20 protein-coding genes and 1 pseudogene are annotated in these 21,386 nt (G+C 45.7%); 10 read left to right on the plus strand and 11 right to left on the minus strand.

The window, feature by feature from the left end; all coding sequences use genetic code 11:
* Window positions 1-37: 37 nt before the first annotated feature.
* The 5 genes from rplI to H8876_RS02700 are packed head-to-tail and all read right to left on the minus strand — an operon-like array spanning window position 38 to window position 6,601.
* On the minus strand, window positions 38-484 hold the full coding sequence (gene rplI, locus H8876_RS02680) for a 50S ribosomal protein L9 (protein ID WP_177265520.1): 447 nt from the start codon (window positions 482-484) through the stop codon (window positions 38-40).
* Window positions 485-510: 26 nt separating this feature from the next.
* Window positions 511-2,271: a DHH family phosphoesterase gene (locus tag H8876_RS02685; RefSeq protein WP_249286416.1), complete on the minus strand. Its 1,761-nt coding sequence runs from the start codon at window positions 2,269-2,271 to the stop codon at window positions 511-513.
* A gap of 14 nt (window positions 2,272-2,285) precedes the next feature.
* The gene (locus H8876_RS02690) at window positions 2,286-3,047 is read right to left on the minus strand and encodes a DUF2232 domain-containing protein (RefSeq protein ID WP_249286417.1); all 762 of its coding nucleotides are present in this window, start codon (window positions 3,045-3,047) and stop codon (window positions 2,286-2,288) included.
* A 1-nt stretch (window position 3,048) separates the two neighbouring features.
* Complete coding sequence (gene ftsH / locus H8876_RS02695; protein WP_249286418.1) at window positions 3,049-4,899, minus strand: ATP-dependent zinc metalloprotease FtsH; 1,851 nt, start codon at window positions 4,897-4,899, stop codon at window positions 3,049-3,051.
* Window positions 4,900-4,945: 46 nt separating this feature from the next.
* Complete coding sequence (locus tag H8876_RS02700) at window positions 4,946-6,601, minus strand: MFS domain-containing histidine kinase (protein ID WP_249286419.1); 1,656 nt, start codon at window positions 6,599-6,601, stop codon at window positions 4,946-4,948.
* A gap of 59 nt (window positions 6,602-6,660) precedes the next feature.
* On the opposite strand from H8876_RS02700, the gene H8876_RS02705 reads away from it, so the two are divergent.
* Window positions 6,661-8,385: a sodium:solute symporter family protein gene (locus H8876_RS02705; RefSeq protein WP_249286420.1), complete on the plus strand. Its 1,725-nt coding sequence runs from the start codon at window positions 6,661-6,663 to the stop codon at window positions 8,383-8,385.
* 150 nt (window positions 8,386-8,535) lie between these two features.
* Here H8876_RS02705 and H8876_RS02710 read toward each other — a convergent pair whose 3' ends face one another.
* The 6 genes from H8876_RS02710 to rpsF form a co-directional block, all read right to left on the minus strand.
* Entirely contained in the window at window positions 8,536-10,023 is a 1,488-nt protein-coding gene (locus H8876_RS02710; RefSeq protein ID WP_249286421.1) for a sodium:solute symporter family protein, read from the minus strand.
* Window positions 10,023-10,304 carry a DUF3311 domain-containing protein gene (locus H8876_RS02715; RefSeq protein WP_177265638.1) on the minus strand — a complete coding sequence of 94 codons (282 nt, stop codon included), beginning with the start codon at window positions 10,302-10,304 and terminating at the stop codon, window positions 10,023-10,025. Before H8876_RS02715 ends, H8876_RS02710 begins: the two co-directional genes overlap by 1 nt.
* 145 nt (window positions 10,305-10,449) lie before the next feature.
* Entirely contained in the window at window positions 10,450-11,163 is a 714-nt protein-coding gene (locus H8876_RS02720; RefSeq protein ID WP_177265639.1) for a response regulator transcription factor, read from the minus strand.
* Between the two features lie 172 nt (window positions 11,164-11,335).
* The gene (gene rpsR, locus H8876_RS02725; protein ID WP_177264425.1) at window positions 11,336-11,572 is read right to left on the minus strand and encodes a 30S ribosomal protein S18; all 237 of its coding nucleotides are present in this window, start codon (window positions 11,570-11,572) and stop codon (window positions 11,336-11,338) included.
* 15 nt (window positions 11,573-11,587) lie between these two features.
* Window positions 11,588-12,049 (minus strand): single-stranded DNA-binding protein, encoded by a 462-nt coding sequence (locus tag H8876_RS02730; protein WP_177264426.1) that lies wholly within the window; start codon window positions 12,047-12,049, stop codon window positions 11,588-11,590.
* Between the two features lie 14 nt (window positions 12,050-12,063).
* Window positions 12,064-12,351: a 30S ribosomal protein S6 gene (rpsF, locus tag H8876_RS02735; protein WP_177264427.1), complete on the minus strand. Its 288-nt coding sequence runs from the start codon at window positions 12,349-12,351 to the stop codon at window positions 12,064-12,066.
* 426 nt (window positions 12,352-12,777) lie between these two features.
* Between rpsF and H8876_RS02740 the strand changes: the two genes are divergently transcribed.
* From H8876_RS02740 to H8876_RS02780, 9 genes and pseudogenes are all read left to right on the plus strand, one after another.
* Window positions 12,778-15,828, plus strand: coding sequence for an SrtB-anchored collagen-binding adhesin (locus H8876_RS02740; RefSeq protein WP_118688271.1), 3,051 nt, complete (start codon window positions 12,778-12,780; stop codon window positions 15,826-15,828).
* A 236-nt stretch (window positions 15,829-16,064) separates the two neighbouring features.
* Complete coding sequence (locus H8876_RS02745) at window positions 16,065-16,391, plus strand: YdcP family protein (protein WP_008792581.1); 327 nt, start codon at window positions 16,065-16,067, stop codon at window positions 16,389-16,391.
* A gap of 15 nt (window positions 16,392-16,406) precedes the next feature.
* Window positions 16,407-16,790: a YdcP family protein gene (locus tag H8876_RS02750; protein WP_008687119.1), complete on the plus strand. Its 384-nt coding sequence runs from the start codon at window positions 16,407-16,409 to the stop codon at window positions 16,788-16,790.
* A gap of 101 nt (window positions 16,791-16,891) precedes the next feature.
* Window positions 16,892-17,656, plus strand: coding sequence for an MBL fold metallo-hydrolase (locus H8876_RS02755; protein ID WP_008687118.1), 765 nt, complete (start codon window positions 16,892-16,894; stop codon window positions 17,654-17,656).
* 98 nt (window positions 17,657-17,754) lie between these two features.
* A complete protein-coding gene (locus H8876_RS02760) occupies window positions 17,755-19,149 on the plus strand; it encodes an FtsK/SpoIIIE domain-containing protein (RefSeq protein ID WP_008792582.1) in 1,395 nt (464 codons plus the stop codon).
* 183 nt (window positions 19,150-19,332) lie between these two features.
* Entirely contained in the window at window positions 19,333-20,529 is a 1,197-nt protein-coding gene (mobT, locus tag H8876_RS02765; protein ID WP_117593987.1) for a MobT family relaxase, read from the plus strand.
* 33 nt (window positions 20,530-20,562) lie between these two features.
* Window positions 20,563-20,676 (plus strand): annotated as a pseudogene (locus H8876_RS02770) (DUF3789 domain-containing protein); the annotation flags it as partial.
* A complete protein-coding gene (locus tag H8876_RS02775) occupies window positions 20,677-20,898 on the plus strand; it encodes a hypothetical protein (protein ID WP_002323342.1) in 222 nt (73 codons plus the stop codon).
* 83 nt (window positions 20,899-20,981) lie between these two features.
* A partial coding sequence (locus H8876_RS02780) for a YrvL family regulatory protein (protein WP_249286422.1) occupies window positions 20,982-21,386 on the plus strand: 405 nt, incomplete at its 3' end.

The raw sequence follows: 21,386 nt of genomic DNA on the forward strand, positions 1-21,386 counted from the left end.
CCCTTCTGTCTGCAAAATCACCTCCGGTGATTTTGCTCTATGCTATGGTAACCGATACTTTCAGCTGTGCGGAGATCTCAGTGAACAGCTTCAGCGTCACTTCTGTTTCTCCCGCCTGCTTGATCGGGGTCTTCATTTCAATCTTTTTCTTGTCGATCTTCATGCCTTCCTGTTTTTCCAGTGCTTCCGCAATATCCTTGGAAGTGATGGATCCGAACAGCTTGCCGGAATCCCCTCCCTTGGATTCGATCTTTAAGGTTATTTTTTCCAGTTTCGCAGCCATTTCCTTAGCTGCAGCTTTCTGTTCTTCCAGCTTTTCTGCTGCGATCGCTTTCTGCTTTTCCAGACTGCGGATGTTTCCTTCGGTCGCTTCCTTGGCAAGTCCTTTCGGCAGCAGCATATTTCTGGCATAACCGTCGCTTACTTTTACTACATCTCCCGCTTTACCGGACCCCTTTACATCTTTCATTAAAATAACTATCATAATTTTATCCTCCTAATGTGAAGTTCCTAAGAATTTTTTTCATTTAACGCTTCGCGGATGCGGATGAGGATCTCTTCCGGAGACATCTCCACCTGCGCTCCCGCAGTATTGAGATGCCCGCCGCCGCCGAATTTTTCCATCACGACCTGCACGTTGACATCCCCTAAAGACCTGGCGCTGACAACGGTTTTGCCATACTCGTTCTGTCCGGCGACGAAACTTGCACGGATGCCCCGGATGGTCAAAAGCTCATCCGCCACCTGGGAATTGAGTATCTGGGAATTAGGGTTCTGTCCCGGACAGATGGACATAGCGATCCCTCCGTCAAAGAACTGGGCGTTGGCAATGCACATAGCCCGCACTTTGAAGCTTTCAGTATTCGCTTGGAAATACCGCCGTACATGCTCCAGGTCGGCTCCTGCACGCCGCAGCCAGGACGCCGCCTCGAAAGTCCGCACACCCGCCTTTACAGCAAATCGGTTGGTATCCACCATGATGCCTGCCAGCAGCGCGTTCGCTTCCATATTCGTCAGTGTCCGTTTTTCACAGGCGTACTGTATGATCTCTGTCACCAGCTCGGAGGCCGACGATGCATACGATTCCATATAGGAAAGAAGCAGATCCGAGAAGCAGTCTTCTGCACGCCTGTGATGGTCGATGACCACAGTCCGGCCTACTTTCATGATCAGCGCGTTCGATTCCACCAGGATCGGACGGTGAGCATCCACCACGACCACCAGGGAATTCTCGTCTACCAGATTGAGAGCCTTTTCCGGAGAAACGAATTCATAATATCCCGTTTCCTTGGCTTCATCAGCAATCGCTGTCAGCGCATCATTATAAGGTCCCAGGACTACATAGGCTTCCTTGCCCATGCTTTCGGCGATCCGATAAATCCCCAGAGAAGCTCCGAAGCTGTCCATATCCGGGTTTCTGTGTCCCATGACGAAGATCCGGGAAGACTGGCTGATGAGCAGTTTCAGCGCGTGAGCGATGATCCGGGATTTTCCCTTATTGCTCTTCTCCACGCTCTGGGATTTGCCCCCATAATATTCGAAGTTCTTGATGTTCTTGATGATAGCCTGATCGCCTCCGCGTCCCAGTGCCAGATCCAGGGCGTCTTCCGCGTAGGTTTCACAGTCTGCCAGCGTCTTGCCGCCGATGCCCACTCCGATACTGAGGGTCACAGGGAAGTCCGCTTCCGTTTCGATTTCCTTGGCTTCATCCAGGATGCAAAACTTATCATCCACCAGTCTCTGCAGATTCCCGTGGGTCAGGCAGATCTCATAGAGATGCTCACGATACCGCACTACTGCTGCGCCAAGTTTTTCTCCCCAGCCGCGGATCAGGCGATCGATCTCTGTGGAGATCGCCAGTTCCCGCTCGTCTCCTGCGCTGGCTGTCAGTTCATCAAAATTATCTACGTTGATGACTGCGATACATGCCTTCTCGTCGTTGTACATATCCTTGAGCACTTCATACGAAGTCACATCGATGAAGCTCATCATGATGCTGGCTGTTTCTCCTTCTCCGATGAATTCACTCAGGATCTTAAACGATTTGTCATTGCTGTCCAGGTACAGATTTGTTTCGTTTTGTGCTGCCTCGATCAATTCCGCCGGCCTGATCCGTGTCAACTCGAAAATGTCCCTGCCGATGATCCCATCGTACTTGAACACCTCTGCGATCTTACTGCTCGCCCGTGTGATCTTCCCGTTGAGATTTACAAAACACAAGGGGATCTGCGAATAATGTGCCAACAGTTTTTCCACTCTTCCTACATACATTGTACTAACTCCTCTTACCGTCGCTTCTTGCTTTCGTGATACAGCAGTCTGTATTTAAAGCTGAAAATAAGGTCGAATATTCCCAGCATAACGATGATGCTCCTGCCCATGTAAATATTCCACAGAACAATGGTCAGAGCCAGCGCAAAACCCTTCGGTATGTGCTTTACATAAAACAGCATGAAAATCACCGAAGCGCCCTGCAGGTACATGACAAAGTCGAACAGCAGATCCATATTAGTATAAAACGCGCTGTTTTCTACCGATCCGGTCATCGTCGCCAGCCATACGATCATGTAAATGGCCACCAGCACGAATACGGCTGTGTTCGGCATATCGAATTCCCTGAACCGCGGCATTTTGTTCACTTCTCCGCGCCGTGACAGGGATTTGCTCAAAATCAAATATGCGATGTACGAAGTCAGGCATGACAGGATCATGATGCAGGCCGGGATCAATTTCAGCGCTTCATCGTAGACTGCCGTCAGAAGCTTGACCCGTTCTGCCATGTCGTGCGACTCCAGTTTCAGCGCTTTGATGACCGTTGGATCCTGAGCTGCTGCCTTAGAGATCTCTTCTATCGACCCGTGGAGCTGCGACAGCACACCGTCTCCCACCATGGATGCTCCCATGAATATCACGGCTGCTGCTGCACAAATGGTGATCACACTGATCAGCACCACGTCATACGGGTTTCTCCCGCCCTTTGTAATGTAGCGAGGCATCACCAGAAATGGTGCAACTACTGTTATAAACAATATCATCAAAAGATACATTCTATTTTCCTTTGCCTTCCGTTTCCTTTTCCTTATTTCCCTTTAGAATGTGCATGAATTCTTCGCCTGTGATCGTCTCTTTTTCATAAAGATACTTTGCAAGCTCGTCCAGCTTCTCCCGGTTTTCTTCCAGGATCTCACAGGCTTTTTTATGCTGCTTTCGCACGATCTCTACTACTGCTCGATCGATTTCCTGCTGCGTCTGCGGCGAGCAGCTTAAAGATGTGTCTCCGCCCAGATACTGGTTGTTGACCGTTTCCATCGCAACCATGTCGAAGTCGCTGCTCATGCCGTACTGCGTGATCATGGCTCTTGCCAGTTTGGTCGCCTGCTCGATGTCGTTGGACGCTCCCGTCGTGATGGAGCCGAACCGGGTTTCTTCTGCCGCCCGTCCGCCGGTCAGGGTCGCGATCTTATTTTCGATCTCTTCCTTGCTCATCAGATAATGATTGCCCTCATCGATCTGCATGGTATACCCAAGGGCGCCTGATGTGCGTGGCACGATGGTGATCTTTTCTACCGGTGCAGAATGGCTCTGCTTAGCTGCCACGAGAGCATGTCCGATTTCGTGATAAGCCACGATATGTTTTTCTTTATCCGTAAGGATCGCATTCTTCTTCTGATATCCTGCGATGACCACTTCGATACTTTCTTCCAGGTCTTCCTGTGTCACATGATGCCGGTTGTCCCGCACGGCTCTCAGTGCCGCTTCATTGACGATGTTAGCCAGCTCCGCACCGGACGCACCAGATGCCATGCGCGCGATCTTCTGATAGTCCACGTGTTTATCCATACGCACTTTCTTCGCATGGACTTTCAGGATATCCTCTCTGCCTTTGAGATCAGGCAGTTCTACCGGAACTCTCCGGTCAAAGCGACCCGGACGCAGCAGTGCAGGATCCAGGGATTCCGGACGGTTGGTCGCGGCCAGCAAAATGACCCCGTTGTTTTCTTCAAAGCCATCCATTTCGGTCAGCAGCTGGTTCAGCGTCTGCTCCCGTTCATCGTTGCCCATGACTCTGCCGTCACGCTTCTGTCCGATGGCGTCGATCTCGTCGATAAAGACGATGCACGGAGCCTTTTCCTTGGCCTGCTTGAAAAGATCGCGCACTTTAGACGCACCCATGCCGACAAACATTTCTACAAACTCCGAACCGGACATGGAGAAAAACGGCACGTTGGATTCCCCTGCCACCGCCTTTGCAAGCATGGTCTTACCGGTTCCCGGAGGGCCTACCAGCAGTACGCCCTTCGGCATGGAAGCTCCGATCTCTCTGTACTTGCTCGGATCGTGAAGATATTCCACGATCTCTGCGAGATTTTCCTTGGCCTCATCTTCTCCTGCCACGTCGTCAAACCTGATCCCTTCGGAGGATTTGACGTAGATCTTGGCGTTGCTCTTACCCATACCGAACATCATGGAGTTGCCACCGGCCTTGTCCATCATCTTCTTCGACATGTACCGTCCCAGGAATATAAAGAGGACGATCGGCAGCACCCAGTACATCAGCAGGGACACCCACGGGGAAGTCTGCCGCTGTATCTCGCCGGAGAATTTCGCACCGGATTCGTACAGTCGTTTCGTCAGTTCATCATCATTTACCATGCCGGTCTTATATATGATGTCCTTGTCTTTTTTATCTGTAAATATGATTTCGTTTTCCTGCGCCTTGATCTCCACCTTGCCGATCTGTTTGTTTTCAGTCATGGAAATGAACTTGCTGTAATCCACTTCCTCGACCTGACGCTGCTGCATCCATGGCATCAGAACCAGGTTACCGAGTAAAATCAGCAGCATAACGATCGTATAGTAGAAAAACAACGGCTTTTTCGGTCGTTTTACCTCATTCATACAGTTTTCTCCTCTGAATATAATTCAACATAGTATTATACCATAGTTAGACGGCTTCCGTAAACAGCGGCAGGGAAAAAACAAAGCAGCTTCCTCGCTCTTCTTCTGATGTTACCGTTATTTTGCCGCCGTGACCACGGATGATCTGTTCCGAAAGACTGAGTCCCAGACCGCTGCCGCCCCGGCGTTTTTTCGTCTGCGGACTGCGGTAGAAGTTTTCAAAGATGTGCTTGAGATCTTCCGATGAAATGCCGACACCATCGTCTGTCACAGAAACATAAAAGTTTCCGGCATCCCTGTCGATGCCGCAGTTTACAGCGATCATCCCGCCTTCTTCCGTCGCCTTGACTGCATTGTTGAAAATATTCTCAAAAACCTGCTCGATCCGCTTCACGTCAGCAAGCACAAAGTCATCCTCTTTGATTCCGCCTTCTACGGCAAAGCGGAACTCCCGGTTTTCCATAGCGAATTCGCTGCCGCTTTCATGAAAATCATCTATGTGGGACGCGTAGATCTGTTCGACCAGATCTTTGCAGCTGATCTTCTCGAATTCATAGTGGAACCGGTTAGCTTCCAGCTTGCTGAGCATGGAGATATCATCCACCAGTCGAGTCAGGGATCTGGCCTTGTTTGCAATGGTATCAACAGCTTTGTTCCGGTCTTCCTCGGTCCGGATGACGCCTTTCTGGATAGCTTCGGAATACCCTTGGATATAGGTGATCGGCGTTTTTAAGTCATGGGAAATATAGGACAGCATCAGCTGCCGGTTCTTGTTGTTTTCTGCGATCTTGCGTTCCGCCTCGATCCGCTCTGTCACATCCCTGAACACGCCTTCCACGGCAACGACTCTGCCACCTGCTTTTTTTCTGGTCACAAGACACTGGAGGTTCAAGATCTCGCCATTTTTCGATTCCACCGTAACGATGCAGTCCTTAAAGCAGTCATCAGCGTCTCCAAGCAGCTCTTCCATCAGCTGACGATCATCCTCCAGTGCGATCTCTACGTGAAGCTTGCTGTTGTTGTAAAAGTCCTGCGGTGTATATCCCAGCAGCGTTTCCGCCGCAGGGCTTACCAGAGAAAACCGCGGATACGGGACAAGCACATAATAAAAGATGATGTCCTGAGACGTTTCCGCAAACTCCGAAAGGTAGTCTTCTTTTAGTGACTCCTCGTTACGCATCTGCAGACGATAAAGAACCGCAAAGCTTACATTTTGCACCATCAGAAGGAACATCCCTGCGCAAAGCCACAAGATCACCTGCGGGGTGTTTTCATTGCCGTAAATAAGGAAATCGTAAAGAGATAAAAACAGGCCACTGGCGCCGAACACCAGCAGCCCCAGCACTTTGATAATAAACTGAAAATCCCATTTCACTAAAATAATGTACAGGATCATAATGACGGCCACCAGCTTGAACACCAGCAGCAATACGTAAACCCCCTGCGTCACGCCGTAATAGTACATATAGACAGTGAAGAATCCAATGCAGATGATCCCGTATTTTAATGCGAAATAATGGTGCGGAATATTTTTGATGGTATTGCAGGCATACACCGTTCCTACCAATGCCGCCACCTGGCATACCTCACTGCTGAGGTATGCGACTGACCGAACGTTCGTCGTGTTTACGACCACCAGTATGATAATGCCCGCTGCGTAGCAGGCACAGCTTAGAAGCCATGTCCAAAAATACTTGTTCATAGGATCACCTGTTGTGTTATGATATAATATATGTTGACTATAGCATACGGGAGAAATTTATGTCAATATCAGCACTTTTCGATATGATACAGAACAATATCAGCCTTATTATCATTCTGATTTTTGCAGGAGTTCCTTTGCTGATCGGATCGACGGCGGCCAACAGATCCGTCTCAACGATCTCCGATTTCTTTTTATGCAACCGATCGCTGGGAACGGCGCTGTCCTTTTGTACGATCTATGCCACATGGTGGAGTTCCTTCGCATTTCTGGGATCCACATCTTCCTTTTACACCCAGGGACCGCTTTACTGGATCGCACTGGGCTGGAACGTGCTCTTCGGCATCCTTTTCTGTGTGTTCGGCAAGCCCTTGTGGCTGCAAAGCCGTCTGCGGAACTACCGTACTCCTGTTGATTTTTTTCACGATAAATATCACTCCCGCCCTCTGGATATAGCGGCCATCCTGCTGATGGTCGGCCTTTCGATCCCTTATATTTCCGTTCAGTTTCTGGGCGGCGGCATCATCATTGAGATGGCGACTAACGGGCTCATCCCCTGGCGCATCAGTGCACTGCTGTTTTTTATGATCATGATCCTCTACATATGGTCCGGCGGTCTGCGCGCCATCGCATGGACTGACGCCTTGTATTCCATTATGATCTTCTCCGGTATGCTTCTCATAGGCATTCTGTTCATCCACATGACGGGCGGCGTGGGCGAAACGTTTTCGGAGCTTGCAAAGACTCATCCTGAGAATCTGCATCTGCCTGCGGTCGTGAACGGGACTCTTGGCGCAGGATTCTGGTTTTCGCTGCTGGTCATCATGCCTCTCGGAGAACTGATGATGCCTCAGATCTGGATCCGCACTTATGCGGTAAAAAAAAGCCGGACCTTTGATGCCATGCCGTTCCTGCTGAGCATCGCCACGCTGGCGTACCTGGGAACCATGCTGGCCGGAAATGCTGCTGCTGTGCTTGAGCCGGACTATCCGGGAGCATCGGATTATATCCTCCCTGCCATGCTGATCAAATATCTGCCTCCCGTGCTGATGGCGTTCATCATCTGTTGTGCCGCTGCGGCATGTCTTTCTACGGCCAACTCACAGCTGCACTCGATTTCAGAGATTTTGACGCTGGATATTTATAAGACTTATTTTCACAGAAAAGCTCCGGAAAAGCATCTGATCCTTGCTGCAAAGGGCTTTATTCTGCTGATCGCGATGCTGGCATATCTGCTGCTTCTGTTTGGCAATCTTTCCACGATTTTTCAAACTGCTTTTTTGGCATTCAGCGGGATCATTCAGCTGGCAGTTCCTGCGGTGGGCGGCCTGTTCTGGGAAAAGAGGGACGCCCGGAGCGCGCTGTCCGGTCTTCTTTTCGGTCTGGCAGTGACCTTTCTTTTCTCTTTATGGCAGCCTTTCGTACTTCCGGTCAGTCCCGGTCTCATCGGACTTATATGCAATGCATGCCTGTACTTCGGGATGAGTATGTATCGCAGTCGAAAAGCAAAGGGGAGCATAGCAGAAGAGAGAATGCCGGAACCGAAAGCGGAGATAAAACCGTCGAAACAGAAAAACCTGAAAACCCTCTGGATCGCCATTATCGCAAGTTTCGTTCTGATGGGCGGTCCGCTGATCATCCTTCTGGATCACAGTCACTTGAACATCGCCCACATCCCGATCCTCTACCTGTTCGTCTTCGCATTGTGGATCGCCCTGTGTGTCCTGACCTTTATCGGATGGAGAATGCGATGGGGAGAGAAGAGTGAGGACGCAGAGAAATAGCCACTCCACTACAGAAAATTTCTCCATAACGCAGAGAAAGCGCAGCGCCCTTTGCAGGATCCTTTGCAGGATCCGCCTCCGGCGTTACGCTTCCTCTGATTCACTTTTGCTTACTTCTATCTCTTTGAGTAAAAAAGAGCATACTGTTATTTATTTCTCGATGAGCTTAGCCTTCTTGACTACTTTTGTCATCTGATAGTACTCGAATCTCTTCAGCGTGGTTTCGTCTGTTGTCGTTGCGATACTGATTACTACCGTAACGATCAGGTTGATGGCCATCGAATAGAATCCAGGGTTGAAGCCGAACGGCATACCTGCTGCACCGCCCATTCCCAGCTGCATGAACGCATAGGAGAGAACACCACAAACGATTCCTGAACCGACGCCGTATTTGTTGGCCTTTTTCCAGAAGAATCCCAGTATGACCGCGATGAATGTCTGGGACAGACCGCCGTAAGCGATGGTCGTTACGTTAGCCATCAGTGCCGGGAAGTACAGTGCTACGATGGCACCTGCGATCAGGAATACTGCTGTTACAACACGAACCAGGGAAGTCATCTTCTTTTCTTCCAGATCCGGTTTGATCACACCCATGATGTTCTTGGAGAACAGTCCGCCAACACACAGAGCTGACATAGCCATTACCAGGATCGCTGTCAGTGCACCGCCGCCTGCGATAACACCGATCATCCAGTTTGGCAGAGTATCTACAGCGATAGCCAGCAGAGACCAGTCACTGTTTTCCAGATTCGGGATCTGTGCTACTGCATAGTAGGCTGCGATCACCAGGAACGGGAACATGATCATGTACAGCGGCATAAGGATAGAATTTTTACGCAGCGTATGGTCGCTCTTGCTTGTCAGCAGCGCCTGGAAGGAAATCGGCAGCATGTAGAATCCCAGCATCTGGAACAGGATCGTGGACATGGTGAATTCTACATTGGTTTCGCCCGGTTTCGTAGAGATGATCAGCTGTTCCGGATGGGTATCAGCCACCTTGTGGAAAATACCGCCAACGCCGCCAGGCATCTTTACGATAGCTGCAACACCTACTACGATGATGGAACATACCAGCAGGATGTCCTTCATAACGCTTACCCATGCCGGAGCGCGGATGCCGGCAACTGCGATGTAAATGAATGCCAGGACCGTTGCGATAACAACTGCTGCGATGAAGCTTACTCCGATGTTGAGGTATTCGAAGAGGATCGCCATCCCGGAGAACTGGTTCTGGATCCACGGTGTCAGGAAGATGATCGCTACGATCGCTACGATTACCTGCAGTGCTTTACTGTTATATCTCCAGCCGATAACGTCGCCGATGGAGGTTGCGCCGGACAGCTGTCCCATACGCCAGATGGCAGGGTTCATGAAATATCCTACGCAGTATGCCAGCAGAATGTAGCAGATGAACCACAGTCCGTAAGTAGCACCGTTAGCATAAATGGAGCCCGGCGTACCGATCATGGTACCGATACTGTAAATTTCGCCTACCGAAATAAAGAATACCAGGAATGCCCCGAAGGAACCTCCTGCAGTCATAACATCTCCCATGTCAGAGCTTACTGCGCCCCGCTTGGAAAGGATCGCGATCACCAGGGAAGCGATCAGAATCAGTGCAAAGATTGCAAATGCCATTATTTCTTCACCTCCTCGTTTTCGTCAGCCGCAATAAGAGCTTTCACTTCGTCCATTTTCTTTGCTTCCAGCTCTCTGGCGTCTTTTCTGTTAAGAGGATCCAGCTTGAATGCGATCAGCAGACACAGAGAAGTCAGGAACATCCAGGTGAAAATCCAGAAGTAGTTAAAGGAAAATCCTAATACAAATGGTTCGATCCGGTTGTACAGCGGGAAACATACCGTCACTGCACAGAAGGGAACGATAAAACCGATGATGATAGTAAGAATACGATTTTTCATCTTGTTCGCATCTCCTTTCAGATAAATGTGATTGATAAGTTCTGTCCCTATCATATCGTTATTTTCTTAACGCTCCCTATAAGGGGGCTTAAGAATTCTTAAGAGATGCTAAAAAGGGCTTAAGAAAAAAGCCGGAAGCAAATGCTTACCGGCTGCGAACTGTTACCTCGTCATGAAATTTATATCCGGCGCCCCGGATGTTGTAAATGAATTTCTGATCTTCTTTCTCTATTTTCTTGCGAATATTGCTGATATAGACCATGATGGTCCGGCTGTCTCCCGCAAGGCTTTCTTCCTTCCAGACCAGTTCAAATAGCTGATCCATACTGAACACCCTCTTTGGGCTGCGGATCAGTGTAAGCAGGATATCGAATTCCTTGGTCGTCACATTCACAGGCTGACCGTCCAGCTGCACAGTTCTGGCAGTTTCATCCACCTCGAGTCCACGACATTCATAGACGGGATTTCGCTCTGCTTCTGCCTGGCGAGCCCTTCGCTCTCTTCTCAAATGAGCCTTGATACGGGCAATCAGCTCCCCGGAATTAAAAGGTTTTGTGATATAGTCATCTCCGCCTACCGACAGAGCGATGATCTTATCGATTTCCTCGGATTTACAGCTCATAAATAAAATGGGTGCCGCCACTTTATTTCGGATCTGCAGGCAAAGGTCTACACCGCTGATATCGGGAAGCATGATATCCAGAAGGATCAGGTCAGGCTCCACCGATTCCAGCAGCTCCAGCGCCGAAGTCGCATCGTATGCCGTATACGTCTGAAACTGCTCATTGTCTAAAAACGATTTGACCAGCAGGCACATTTCTTTTTCATCATCTACGATCAGGATTTTTTCATTGCTCATACGCTTATACTCTCCAGACTGCAAAGATTGCAATTTTCTTTATTCTACCACGTCCGGCAGATTTGGTAAACCGCAAAGGAAACGCGTCAGTATATATGAAAAAACCTCGCGATACACAAGTCCGCGAGGTTTTCTTTTGCATTTTACATTTTGCATTGATTACTGTCTGAAACTAGTCAGCAGTGTAAGGCAGCAGAGCTACGATTCTTGCTCTCTTGATTGCCTTCGTTACTTCTCTCTGATGTACAGCGCAGGTTCCTGTGATTCTCTTTGGCAGGATCTTGCCTCTTTCTGTTACATACTTCTTGAGTTTTTCAACATCTTTGTAATCTATTGCTTCCGTTTTGTCGGCACAGAACTGGCAAACTTTTTTTCTTCTCATGCCGCCACGTCTTTTATTGTTTTCCATGATTTCACTCCTCTCTTAGAATGGGATGTCATCATCGGTGATGGCCTGAAATCCTTCCGGAACGCCATTGTCACGATCGTCATAACTCTGGGACTGCTGCGGCTGCGCATACTGCTGTCCCTGCTGTCCGCCTGCGTTTCCGCCGGATCTCGGGGCTCTGTCGCCCCACTCTAAAAATTCTACTCTGTCGGCCACTACATCTGTCGTGTACACAGTAGCGCCGTCTCTGTTGGTATAGCTTCCGGTCTGGATCCTTCCCTGTACGCCTACAAGTCTGCCTTTCGCCAGGAACTTCTCACAGTTCTCAGCCTGACGGCCAAATACCGTAACGCGCGGAAAATCTGTCTTCTTTTCCTGTCCGGATCTTGTCGGTCTGTCGATTGCAACGGTAAAAGTCGCGATCGCCATCTGACTTTCGGAAATATACCTTACTTCAGGGTCTCTGGTTAATCTTCCGATCAGTACAACACTATTCATACTGCACCCCTTTTCTATTTTTCATCTTTGTTGATGATGATGTGTCTCATTACGTTGTCGGAGATCTTGAGTCTTCTGTCAAGTTCCTTCGGCAGTGTGTGCGGAGCTTTAAACTCTACAACTACGTAATATCCTTCCGCCTTCTTCTGGATCGGATATGCGAGCTTCTTCATTCCCCAAACGTCTACATTACCAACTTCACCTTCGCTGGCGATGATAGTCTTTACTGTTTCTACAGTAGCATCTTTCTTATCATCTTCTAATGCAGGATCGAGGATGAACATTACTTCATAATTTGCCATCTTTCTTTCACCTCCCTGTGGACTAAATGGCGATGGAACGGTCCATCGCAAGGATTGCGTGCAAAATCACACGCCTATATATTATACCGGAAATCCGCGAGAATGCAAGGGGAATGAGTGATTTTGTATTTTTTTTAGGTAAAAAACACAATAAAAATCTGATTATCCGCTAAAACACAGTATCTATCAGCATTTTCAAGAAAACAAATACATCAATTTACTACTTATTTACTACTAACGAATGAGCCTTGATACGCAAGTTTTCCTAGATATGCAAAGATATGGTACAGCACATCAGTATTAAAATAAGAAAAAATTGAATAACTCATAGACTATGGAACGCCTAACATGACGTTCCTTTTCTATTTCCAGCCGTTCTTATTGGACGGCTATTTTATTACCCAAAATGAAAGGAGCATTAGATTTATGAAAAAGATGTTAAAACGATTGTGTACGGGCTTCTTAGCTCTTGCAACTGTCGTTACTGCTTTACCGACTACACCCGTCCATGCAGAAAGTAAGCAATACTGGACGGAAAGTGCAGAGCGTGTCGGTATCATTGAAAAAGTAATGAATGACGGTTCTATCGGTTCGACATTCAATGAGGGCTATATGAAAGTCGAGGGCGAAACTGCCTATTGTATCGACATTAACACAAACTTTAAGAACGGTTACAAGACCAGAGCTGACGCAAGCTCACGCATGAGTGCTGACCAGATTTCAGATGTGGCGTTATCCTTAGAGTATGTCAAACAGTATGGCGAAGCTCACAAGGAACTGAACTACAAACAAGTCTATCTGTTGGAACAATGTGTAGTCTGGCAGAGATTGAGCGTACATTTTGGCTGGCAATGTGATAACGTGCGAGCTTCTTATGATGAAATTCCAAAGGCAACACAGGACGAAGTTTTCTCTGGTGCAAAAGCCTTTATCAAAGAAAATAAAGGACGCTATGAATGTGGCGGTTATATCTACTCTGGCGAGGGGCAGGAATTAGGACAATTCTGGGCGAAGCTGAATGTCGGAAATGCGAAACTGCAAAAGACTTCCAGTAATACCAGCATTACCGACGGTAACGGGAATTACTCTATTGCAGGTGCAACCTATGGTGTCTTTTCTGATAAGGACTGTACGAAACAGCTTGCCACCCTTACGACTGATGAAAACGGAAATACAGATGTTGTAGAGGTAAAGGCTGGCACAGTTTATATCAAGGAGTTATCCGCACCAGCAGGATATAAAGTAGATAAAACCATATATTCCTTAAAGGTTGAAGTTGGAAAGACAGCAATTTTGAAAGTATCAGATACGCCAAAAGTAACGGACACTTTGATTGAGCTTTTCAAGATTGATATGGAAACACAGAAAGACAATCCGCAAGGGAACGCTTCTTTAGCAGGTGCGGAATTTACATGGAAGTATTATGCAGGCTTCTATAATAAAGACAATCTCCCTGCCGAAGCTACTCGTACATGGGTTACAAAGACAATCGCTGAAACAGACAGCGACGGGACAACTCACTACATCGCAAAATTAGCGGACGCATACAAGGTATCTGGCGATAGCTTCTATATGCAGGACGGCAAGGCGGTTCTTCCACTTGGAACGCTAACCGTTGAGGAAACGAAAGCTCCAAACGGCTACTTGTTAGACGGTGCATATATGCAGGCTGGCGATAAGTCCGAACAGATAAAAGGCTTATATGTAACACAGATTACAGAGGACGGCGACCTTGCCGTACTTACTGGAAGTAACCAGTTTTCTGTATCAGACAAGGTTATCCGTGGTGGTGTGAAAATTCAGAAACGAGATTTAGAAACGGGCGATACAAAGCCACAAGGAAGTGCTACCTTGAAAGATACTGCTTTTGACATCATTTCCTTAAATGATAATGCGGTATTGGTTGAGGGCAAATTATACAAGAAAAATGAAGTGGTAAAAACAATCCATACCGATATTGAGGGTGTCGCTTCTACTTCTTCTGACCTTTTACCTTATGGAAAATTCCGTATCGTTGAAAGTGAAGCTCCCGACGGTTACTTAACTGACGGTGCAAAGCCGATTGATTTTACAATCACAGAAAATGGAAAAATCGTGGACTTAACCGACGAAGCTCATTCTATCTATAATCAGATTAAGCGTGGAGATATTGAGGGTGTAAAAATCGGTGCAGGTACACACAAGCGTCTTGCTAATGTTCCCTTTAGGATCACAAGCAAGATGACGGGCGAAAATCATGTCGTGGTAACTGATGATAACGGGCAATTCTCCACTTCTGCTGAATGGGCTTCTCATAAGCACAATACAAACGCAGGAAAGACCAGCGAGGACGGTGTGTGGTTTGGAACTTCTGAACCAGATGACAGCAAAGGTGCGTTACCTTATGATACCTATATCATTGAAGAATTACGCTCTGATAGTAACAAAGGTTTTGAACTTATCCCACCTTTTGAAATCGTGGTATCAAGAAATAACCTTGTGATTGATTTAGGAACGCTGACTGATGAATACGAAAAAGAAATCTCTATCCATACCACAGCGACCAGCAAAGACGGCGAAAAGACTATCCTTGCAGGAAAAGAGATTACGATTGTTGATACTGTCAAATTAGACGGACTTACAAAAGGCACAAAGTATCAGTTAAAAGGCTGGCAGATGTTAAAAGAAGAAAATGTAGAACTTCTTATCAATGGAAAACGTGTGGAAAATGATTATACCTTTGTCGCTGATGATGAAGAAATGAAAGTGGAAATTTCCTATACATTTAATGCGTCTGCTTTAGGTGGCAAAAACCTTGTTACCTTTGAAGAATTGTATGATTTAAGCAATCCAGACGAACCCGTAAAAGTTGCGGAACATAAAGACATTGAGGACGACGGACAGACGGTACTTATCACAGAGCGTATCGTCAAAATTCATACGACTGCTACGGATAAGGACGGCAACAAAGAGCTTGAAGCTGGAAAAGACGTTACAATCATTGATACCGTAATCTTAGAGGGCTTAGAAGTCGGTACACAGTACAAACTTGTGGGCTGGCAGATGTTGAAAGAAGAAAATGCAGAGCTTCTTATCAATGGAAAACGTGTGAAAAGTGATTACACTTTTACTGCTGACAGCGAAACTATGAAAGTGGAAGTTGCCTTTACCTTTGACGCTACTTCTCTTGACGGCAAACAGCTTGTAACTTTTGAAGAATTGTACGATTTAAGCAATCCAGACGAGCCGAAGAAAGTTACCGAGCATAAGGATATTGAGGATAAGGGACAGACGATTACCTTTAAGGAAAAAACCAAAGTCCCAGAAGAACCAAAGAAACCCGAAACACCACAGACACCAGATACACCGCATAAAACAGACAGTCCAAAAACTGGCGATAGCACAAACCTTTACGGACTGCTTGCACTTCTTTTGACTTCTGGTGCTGGACTGGCAGGTATCTTCTTCTGCAAACGCCGTAAAATGAAGAAATCATAAGGCGGTAACGGTATGAGAAAAGAAAAATCACGTTCTCCGCCGATACCGTGTCGGCAGACTTCCGCTTATTCTGGATTGTCTGCTACTTACCTGCAAGAACACGGATAGTCAAGGGTGCGTAAGCATTGATTTTACCCTTTACTATCTGGGGGATTGCTGGTACTTCCCAAACCGCCAGAATAAGAAATCACAATCAAAAAACTTATCAAAAATAGAAAGAAATGAGGTAAAACACTATGGAAATGAAATATGTCGTGCCAGATATGGCACAGTCTTTTGGAACTCTTGAATTTGCAGGCGAAAGTGAGCCAGTCTTTGAAAGAGATAAAAATAACCGCAGGGTCTTAGCCAGACGAAGCTATAACCTTTATTCTGACGTACAAAAAGGCGAAAATGTTGTGGTAGAAATTCCCGTGCAGGCTGGCGAAAAGCATTTCAAGTATGAACAGAAAGTAAAACTTGTCAATCCGAAGTTATATGGCAGAGGTTACGCAATCGGGGATATGGGACATACCGATTATGTGTTGCTTGCTGATGATATTGTAGCAGTTGAAGAAAAGTAAAGGAGTGAAGAATTTATGAGATTATCAAACGGGTTTGTTATTGACAAAGAGAAAACATTTGGAGAATTAAAATTTACAGCGGTGCGAGATGTGTTCTTGCAGAATGAGGACGGGACACCGAGTACCCAGCTTAAAAAGCGTATCTATGATTTGAAGTGCAGTCTGCATGGTGGAATTATCCCCGTGTCCGTACCGCCAGAAGTACCGTTAAGGGAATTTCCGTACAATGCGGTTGTGGAGCTTGTCAATCCAGTAGCCGATACGGTATCAAGAAAAACCTATACGGGTGCAGATGTGGACTGGTATGTAAAGGCAGAGGATATTGTATTGAAGAATAAAAGCAACCAGAACGCAGGCAATACACAGAACCATACACCGCAGGGACAACCGAAAAAATAGACTTGCTGAATAGATTTTCGTTGTAGAGGATATACGGAACTGTTATAATATGGGTATGAAGAAAGCGACAAATTAAAATTTTTAGGGAGTGAGAATAGTATATGGACAGTTGGTTTACCGTCGAACAAATAGACCAAGATACATTCGTCATCAGCGAATACAAACACTGGGAAGAAACACATTGTTATCTATTGTGTGGGACAAAAAGAGCCATTCTGATTGATACAGGTTTAGGTGTTTCCAACATCAGAGAGGTTATTGATGGATTGACGAAACTGCCCGTTACAGTAATCACTACTCATGTTCATTGGGATCATATCGGTGGACATAAATATTTTCGGTCTATTGCAGTTCATGAAGCAGAAAAAGAATGGCTATCGGTCAAATTCCCTATACCTTTGCAAGTGGTAAAAAACAATATTATGTGCAATCCATGTGATTTCCCCTCGGATTTTAAGGTAGAGAAATATCAGATTTTTCAAGGGGTTCCGCAAATGATTTTACATGATGAAGATTGTATTGACTTAGGGAACAGAAAGTTGGTAGTTATTCACACGCCCGGTCATTCTCCCGGACATTGTTGTTTCTATGAAGCGGATAGAAAATATCTGTATTCCGGCGATTTGATATATAGCGGTTGCCTTGATGCTTTTTATCCATCAACAAACCCACAAGAATTTTGGAAGTCTGTTAGAAAAATTCAATCTTTAAAGATAAGTCGAATTTTGCCAGGACATCATCATTTATCTATTCCAGTTACTATAATTGACAAGATAGAGACAGCTTTTCACAACTTGTCAAATGAAGGGAAATTAAAACAAGGGAATGGTATATTCAGCTATGAGGGGTTTCAAATCCATATCTGAAATGCAATCTTAGTTTTACAATTTTATATCCCTACACACAAAGCAGTTAGTCTTATGATTGACTGCTTTTTTCATACCCAGAAAGGAGTGATTGATTTATGCGTATGATTTGGAACAAAGGACACCGTATCAGAGCCAGCGACAAGCACCTTGTCTATCATTTTTCCATAGAGACGCTTCTGTTTGTGTTCGTGGCAGTTCTCCTGCTACTGAATAGCAAACAGCTCATGCGTACCGACTGGGAACATTTCAGCTTATTAGACAATGGCTTTACGCTTTCCCTTTACAACTTCATAACCATACTGATAGCGACTGGTGTTTGTGCATTGGTCGCTTTTCTGTATTACCGCTTCTGTTACGACAGTTTCAAGAAGCTACTGCACCGTCAAAAGCTGGCAAGAATGATACTGGAAAATAAGTGGTATGAAGCCGATACCGTACAAGACAGCGGTTTTTTTACTGACCTGCAAAGCAGATCAAGGGAAAAAATCGTCTGGTTTCCAAAGATTTATTATCAAATGGAAAAAGGACTTCTTCATATCCGCTGTGAAATTACGCTGGGAAAATATCAAGACCAGCTTTTACGGTTGGAGGATAAGTTGGAAAGTGGCTTGTATTGTGAGCTGACCGACAAGACCCTGCATGACGGCTATATCGAATATACCCTGCTTTATGATATGATAGCGAACCGCATTACCATTGATGAAGTACGGGCAGAAAACGGTTGTCTTAGATTGATGAAAAATCTTGTCTGGGAATATGACGCACTCCCTCACGCTCTGATTGCTGGTGGGACTGGTGGCGGTAAAACATATTTTCTGCTGACACTCATTGAAGCCTTACTGCATACAAACGCTGTCCTTTATATCTTAGACCCGAAAAATGCGGACTTAGCAGACTTGGGGACAGTTATGGGAAATGTGTATCACACGAAAGAAGAAATGATTGATTGCGTCAATGCCTTTTATGAGGGCATGGTACAGCGAAGTGAGAAAATGAAGCGACACCCGAACTATAAGACGGGCGAAAACTACGCCTATCTGGGACTGCCACCCTGCTTTCTTATCTTTGATGAATATGTGGCGTTTTTTGAAATGCTGGGGACAAAAGAAAGTGTGAGCCTACTTAGCCAGTTAAAGAAAATCGTTATGTTAGGACGACAAGCAGGTTATTTCCTTATCGTTGCCTGCCAGCGTCCAGATGCAAAGTATTTCTCGGACGGTATCAGAGATAATTTCAATTTCCGTGTAGGACTTGGGCGTATCAGCGAATTAGGTTACGGTATGCTGTTCGGTTCTGATGTGAAGAAACAGTTTTTTCAGAAGCGTATCAAGGGGCGTGGCTATTGTGATGTGGGAACAAGCGTGATAAGCGAATTTTATACGCCTTTAGTCCCGAAAGGACATGATTTTTTGCAGACCATCGGCTCTCTTGCACAAGCAAGGCAGGACGGGACGGCGACGTGCGAAGCGAAAGGCGACGGCACGGACTAGCCGTTGCTGGTGTGGCGTAAGCCACGCCAGCAGGTAAAACCCCTCGGTATCTAACAGAGGGGTACGTTTGCAAATAGACAATAGACAAAAAACATAGGAAACATAAGGCTTCTAGCATGATTTCCTAGCAAAATTCAGTTGTGAAGTCGTTAAAAAAAACTTCACACTTTACAGATTGGGGGTATGGTTCTGAATGAAGAACAATGGATAAAAGAATTACGGGAGAAACGGATTGCTTACGGTATCTCACAAGGCAGGCTGGCGGTGGCTTCTGGTATCACAAGGGAATATCTCAACAAGATAGAAAGTGGAAAAATGAAGCCGTCAAAGGAACTTCTGGAAACTCTGTATAAAGAACTGGCAAGGTTCAATCCAGAAGCACCGCTTACCATGCTGTTTGATTATGTGAAAATTCGTTTTCCTACGCTGGATATACAGCACATCATCAAAGATATATTAAAACTGAATATCAATTATATGCTCCATGAAGATTACGGGCGTTACAGCTATACGGAGCATTATTCTTTAGGGGACATCTTTATCTATACGTCGGCTGACGAAGAAAAAGGTGTCCTTTTAGAATTAAAGGGGCGTGGTTGCAGGCAGTTTGAAAGTTACCTGCTGGCACAGCAAAGAAGCTGGTATGACTTCCTCATGGACGCACTTATAGACGGTGGTGTGATGAAGCGTATCGACCTTGCTATCAACGACCATACGGGCATTTTGGATATTCCAGAGCTTGCGGAAAAATGCAGGAAACGGGAATATATCGGAAAGTCCAGAAGCTATAAGTTTTACCAGTCGGGCGAGCTTATCAAGCACAGAGAGGACGACAGAGAATATATGGGACGTACCCTTTATCTTGGTTCGCTGAAATCAGATGTGTATTTCTGTATCTATGAAAAGGACTATGAGCAGTACGTCAAGCTGGGGACACCTCTGGAAGAAGCTGACATTATCAACCGTTTTGAGATACGGCTTCGCAATGAACGAGCCTATTATGCAGTACGAGATTTGCTGACGTATTATGACGCAGAGCAGACCGCATTTTCTATCATCAACCAGTATGTGCGGTTTGTTGATGAAGAACCCGACAAGCGAAAAAATGACTGGAAACTCAATGACCGCTGGGCTTGGTTTATCGGAGATAACAGACAGAGCTTGAAGCTGACGACAAAGCCAGAGCCTTACACCTTAGACCGTACATTGCGGTGGGTACAAAGGCAGGTAGCACCGACCTTGAAAATGCTGAGAAAGATTGATAAGGGAAACGGTACAGACTACATGGAAACAATCGAACAGCAGGCAAAGCTCACAGAAAAGCATGAAATGATAATCAAACAGCAGACGACCCCTGCAAAAGATTTGGTGGAAAGTTAGGAGTGATAAAAAATGTGGGTATTATTAAAAGACTTCCTGCTGGTATCTATGGGAATGGGTATCGGCGTAGTCTTGATGTGTATTTTGAATGTCGGCAAAGAAGCTGACTATGAAATGAAACAATTAAAAGAAAGCGAGGACAATTAAATGAATTTCGGACAAAATTTATATCAATGGTTTTTATCAAACGCACAGAGCTTAGTGCTTATGGCGATCGTGGTTATCGGTATCTACTTAGGGTTTAAACGTGAGTTTTCCAAACTTATCGGTTTCTTAGTAGTTGCCTTAATTGCTGTCGGCTTGGTATTCAATGCTGGTGGTGTGAAAGATGTACTGTTAGAGCTGTTCAACAAGATTATCGGTGCATAAAATTTTATTGTAGTGCTGATATGAGAATGTTATAATGTGGATATGAAAAAAGCGAGAATTTAGAAGTTATGGAGTGTGAAACATTGAAAGAATTTTTTGAAAAGCATAAAGAAAAGATAATAACACTTTTATTATGTGGAGTTTTATTTATTATCGTACTATCTGTTTTAGCTCTAATAAGTGGTGCAATAATGAAAGTGTTTGGGTTTGAATATCGTTCTATCGGAAGTATTATTTTGTTTTTTATTATTGCAACAATTATTTCTTATCCTTTAGGCTTGATTGCTGGTGCATTTCCAAAGGCTTTGTTATCTTTAGACAAAGTATCTATTTATACAGCAATGGCACTCTATTTAATCTTAGACACATTTGCAACTTTTTGGGGATTGAGAATTACAGATTATTGTATGCAAACTATTTCAGCAGAAGATATATCTATTTTTGTTATATCACTAATATTTGCATTATTAGGGGCTGTCTCTTATACA

The sequence above is a fragment of the Lentihominibacter faecis genome, assembly GCF_014306095.1.
Taxonomy (GTDB): Bacteria; Bacillota; Clostridia; order Peptostreptococcales; family Anaerovoracaceae; genus Lentihominibacter; species Lentihominibacter faecis.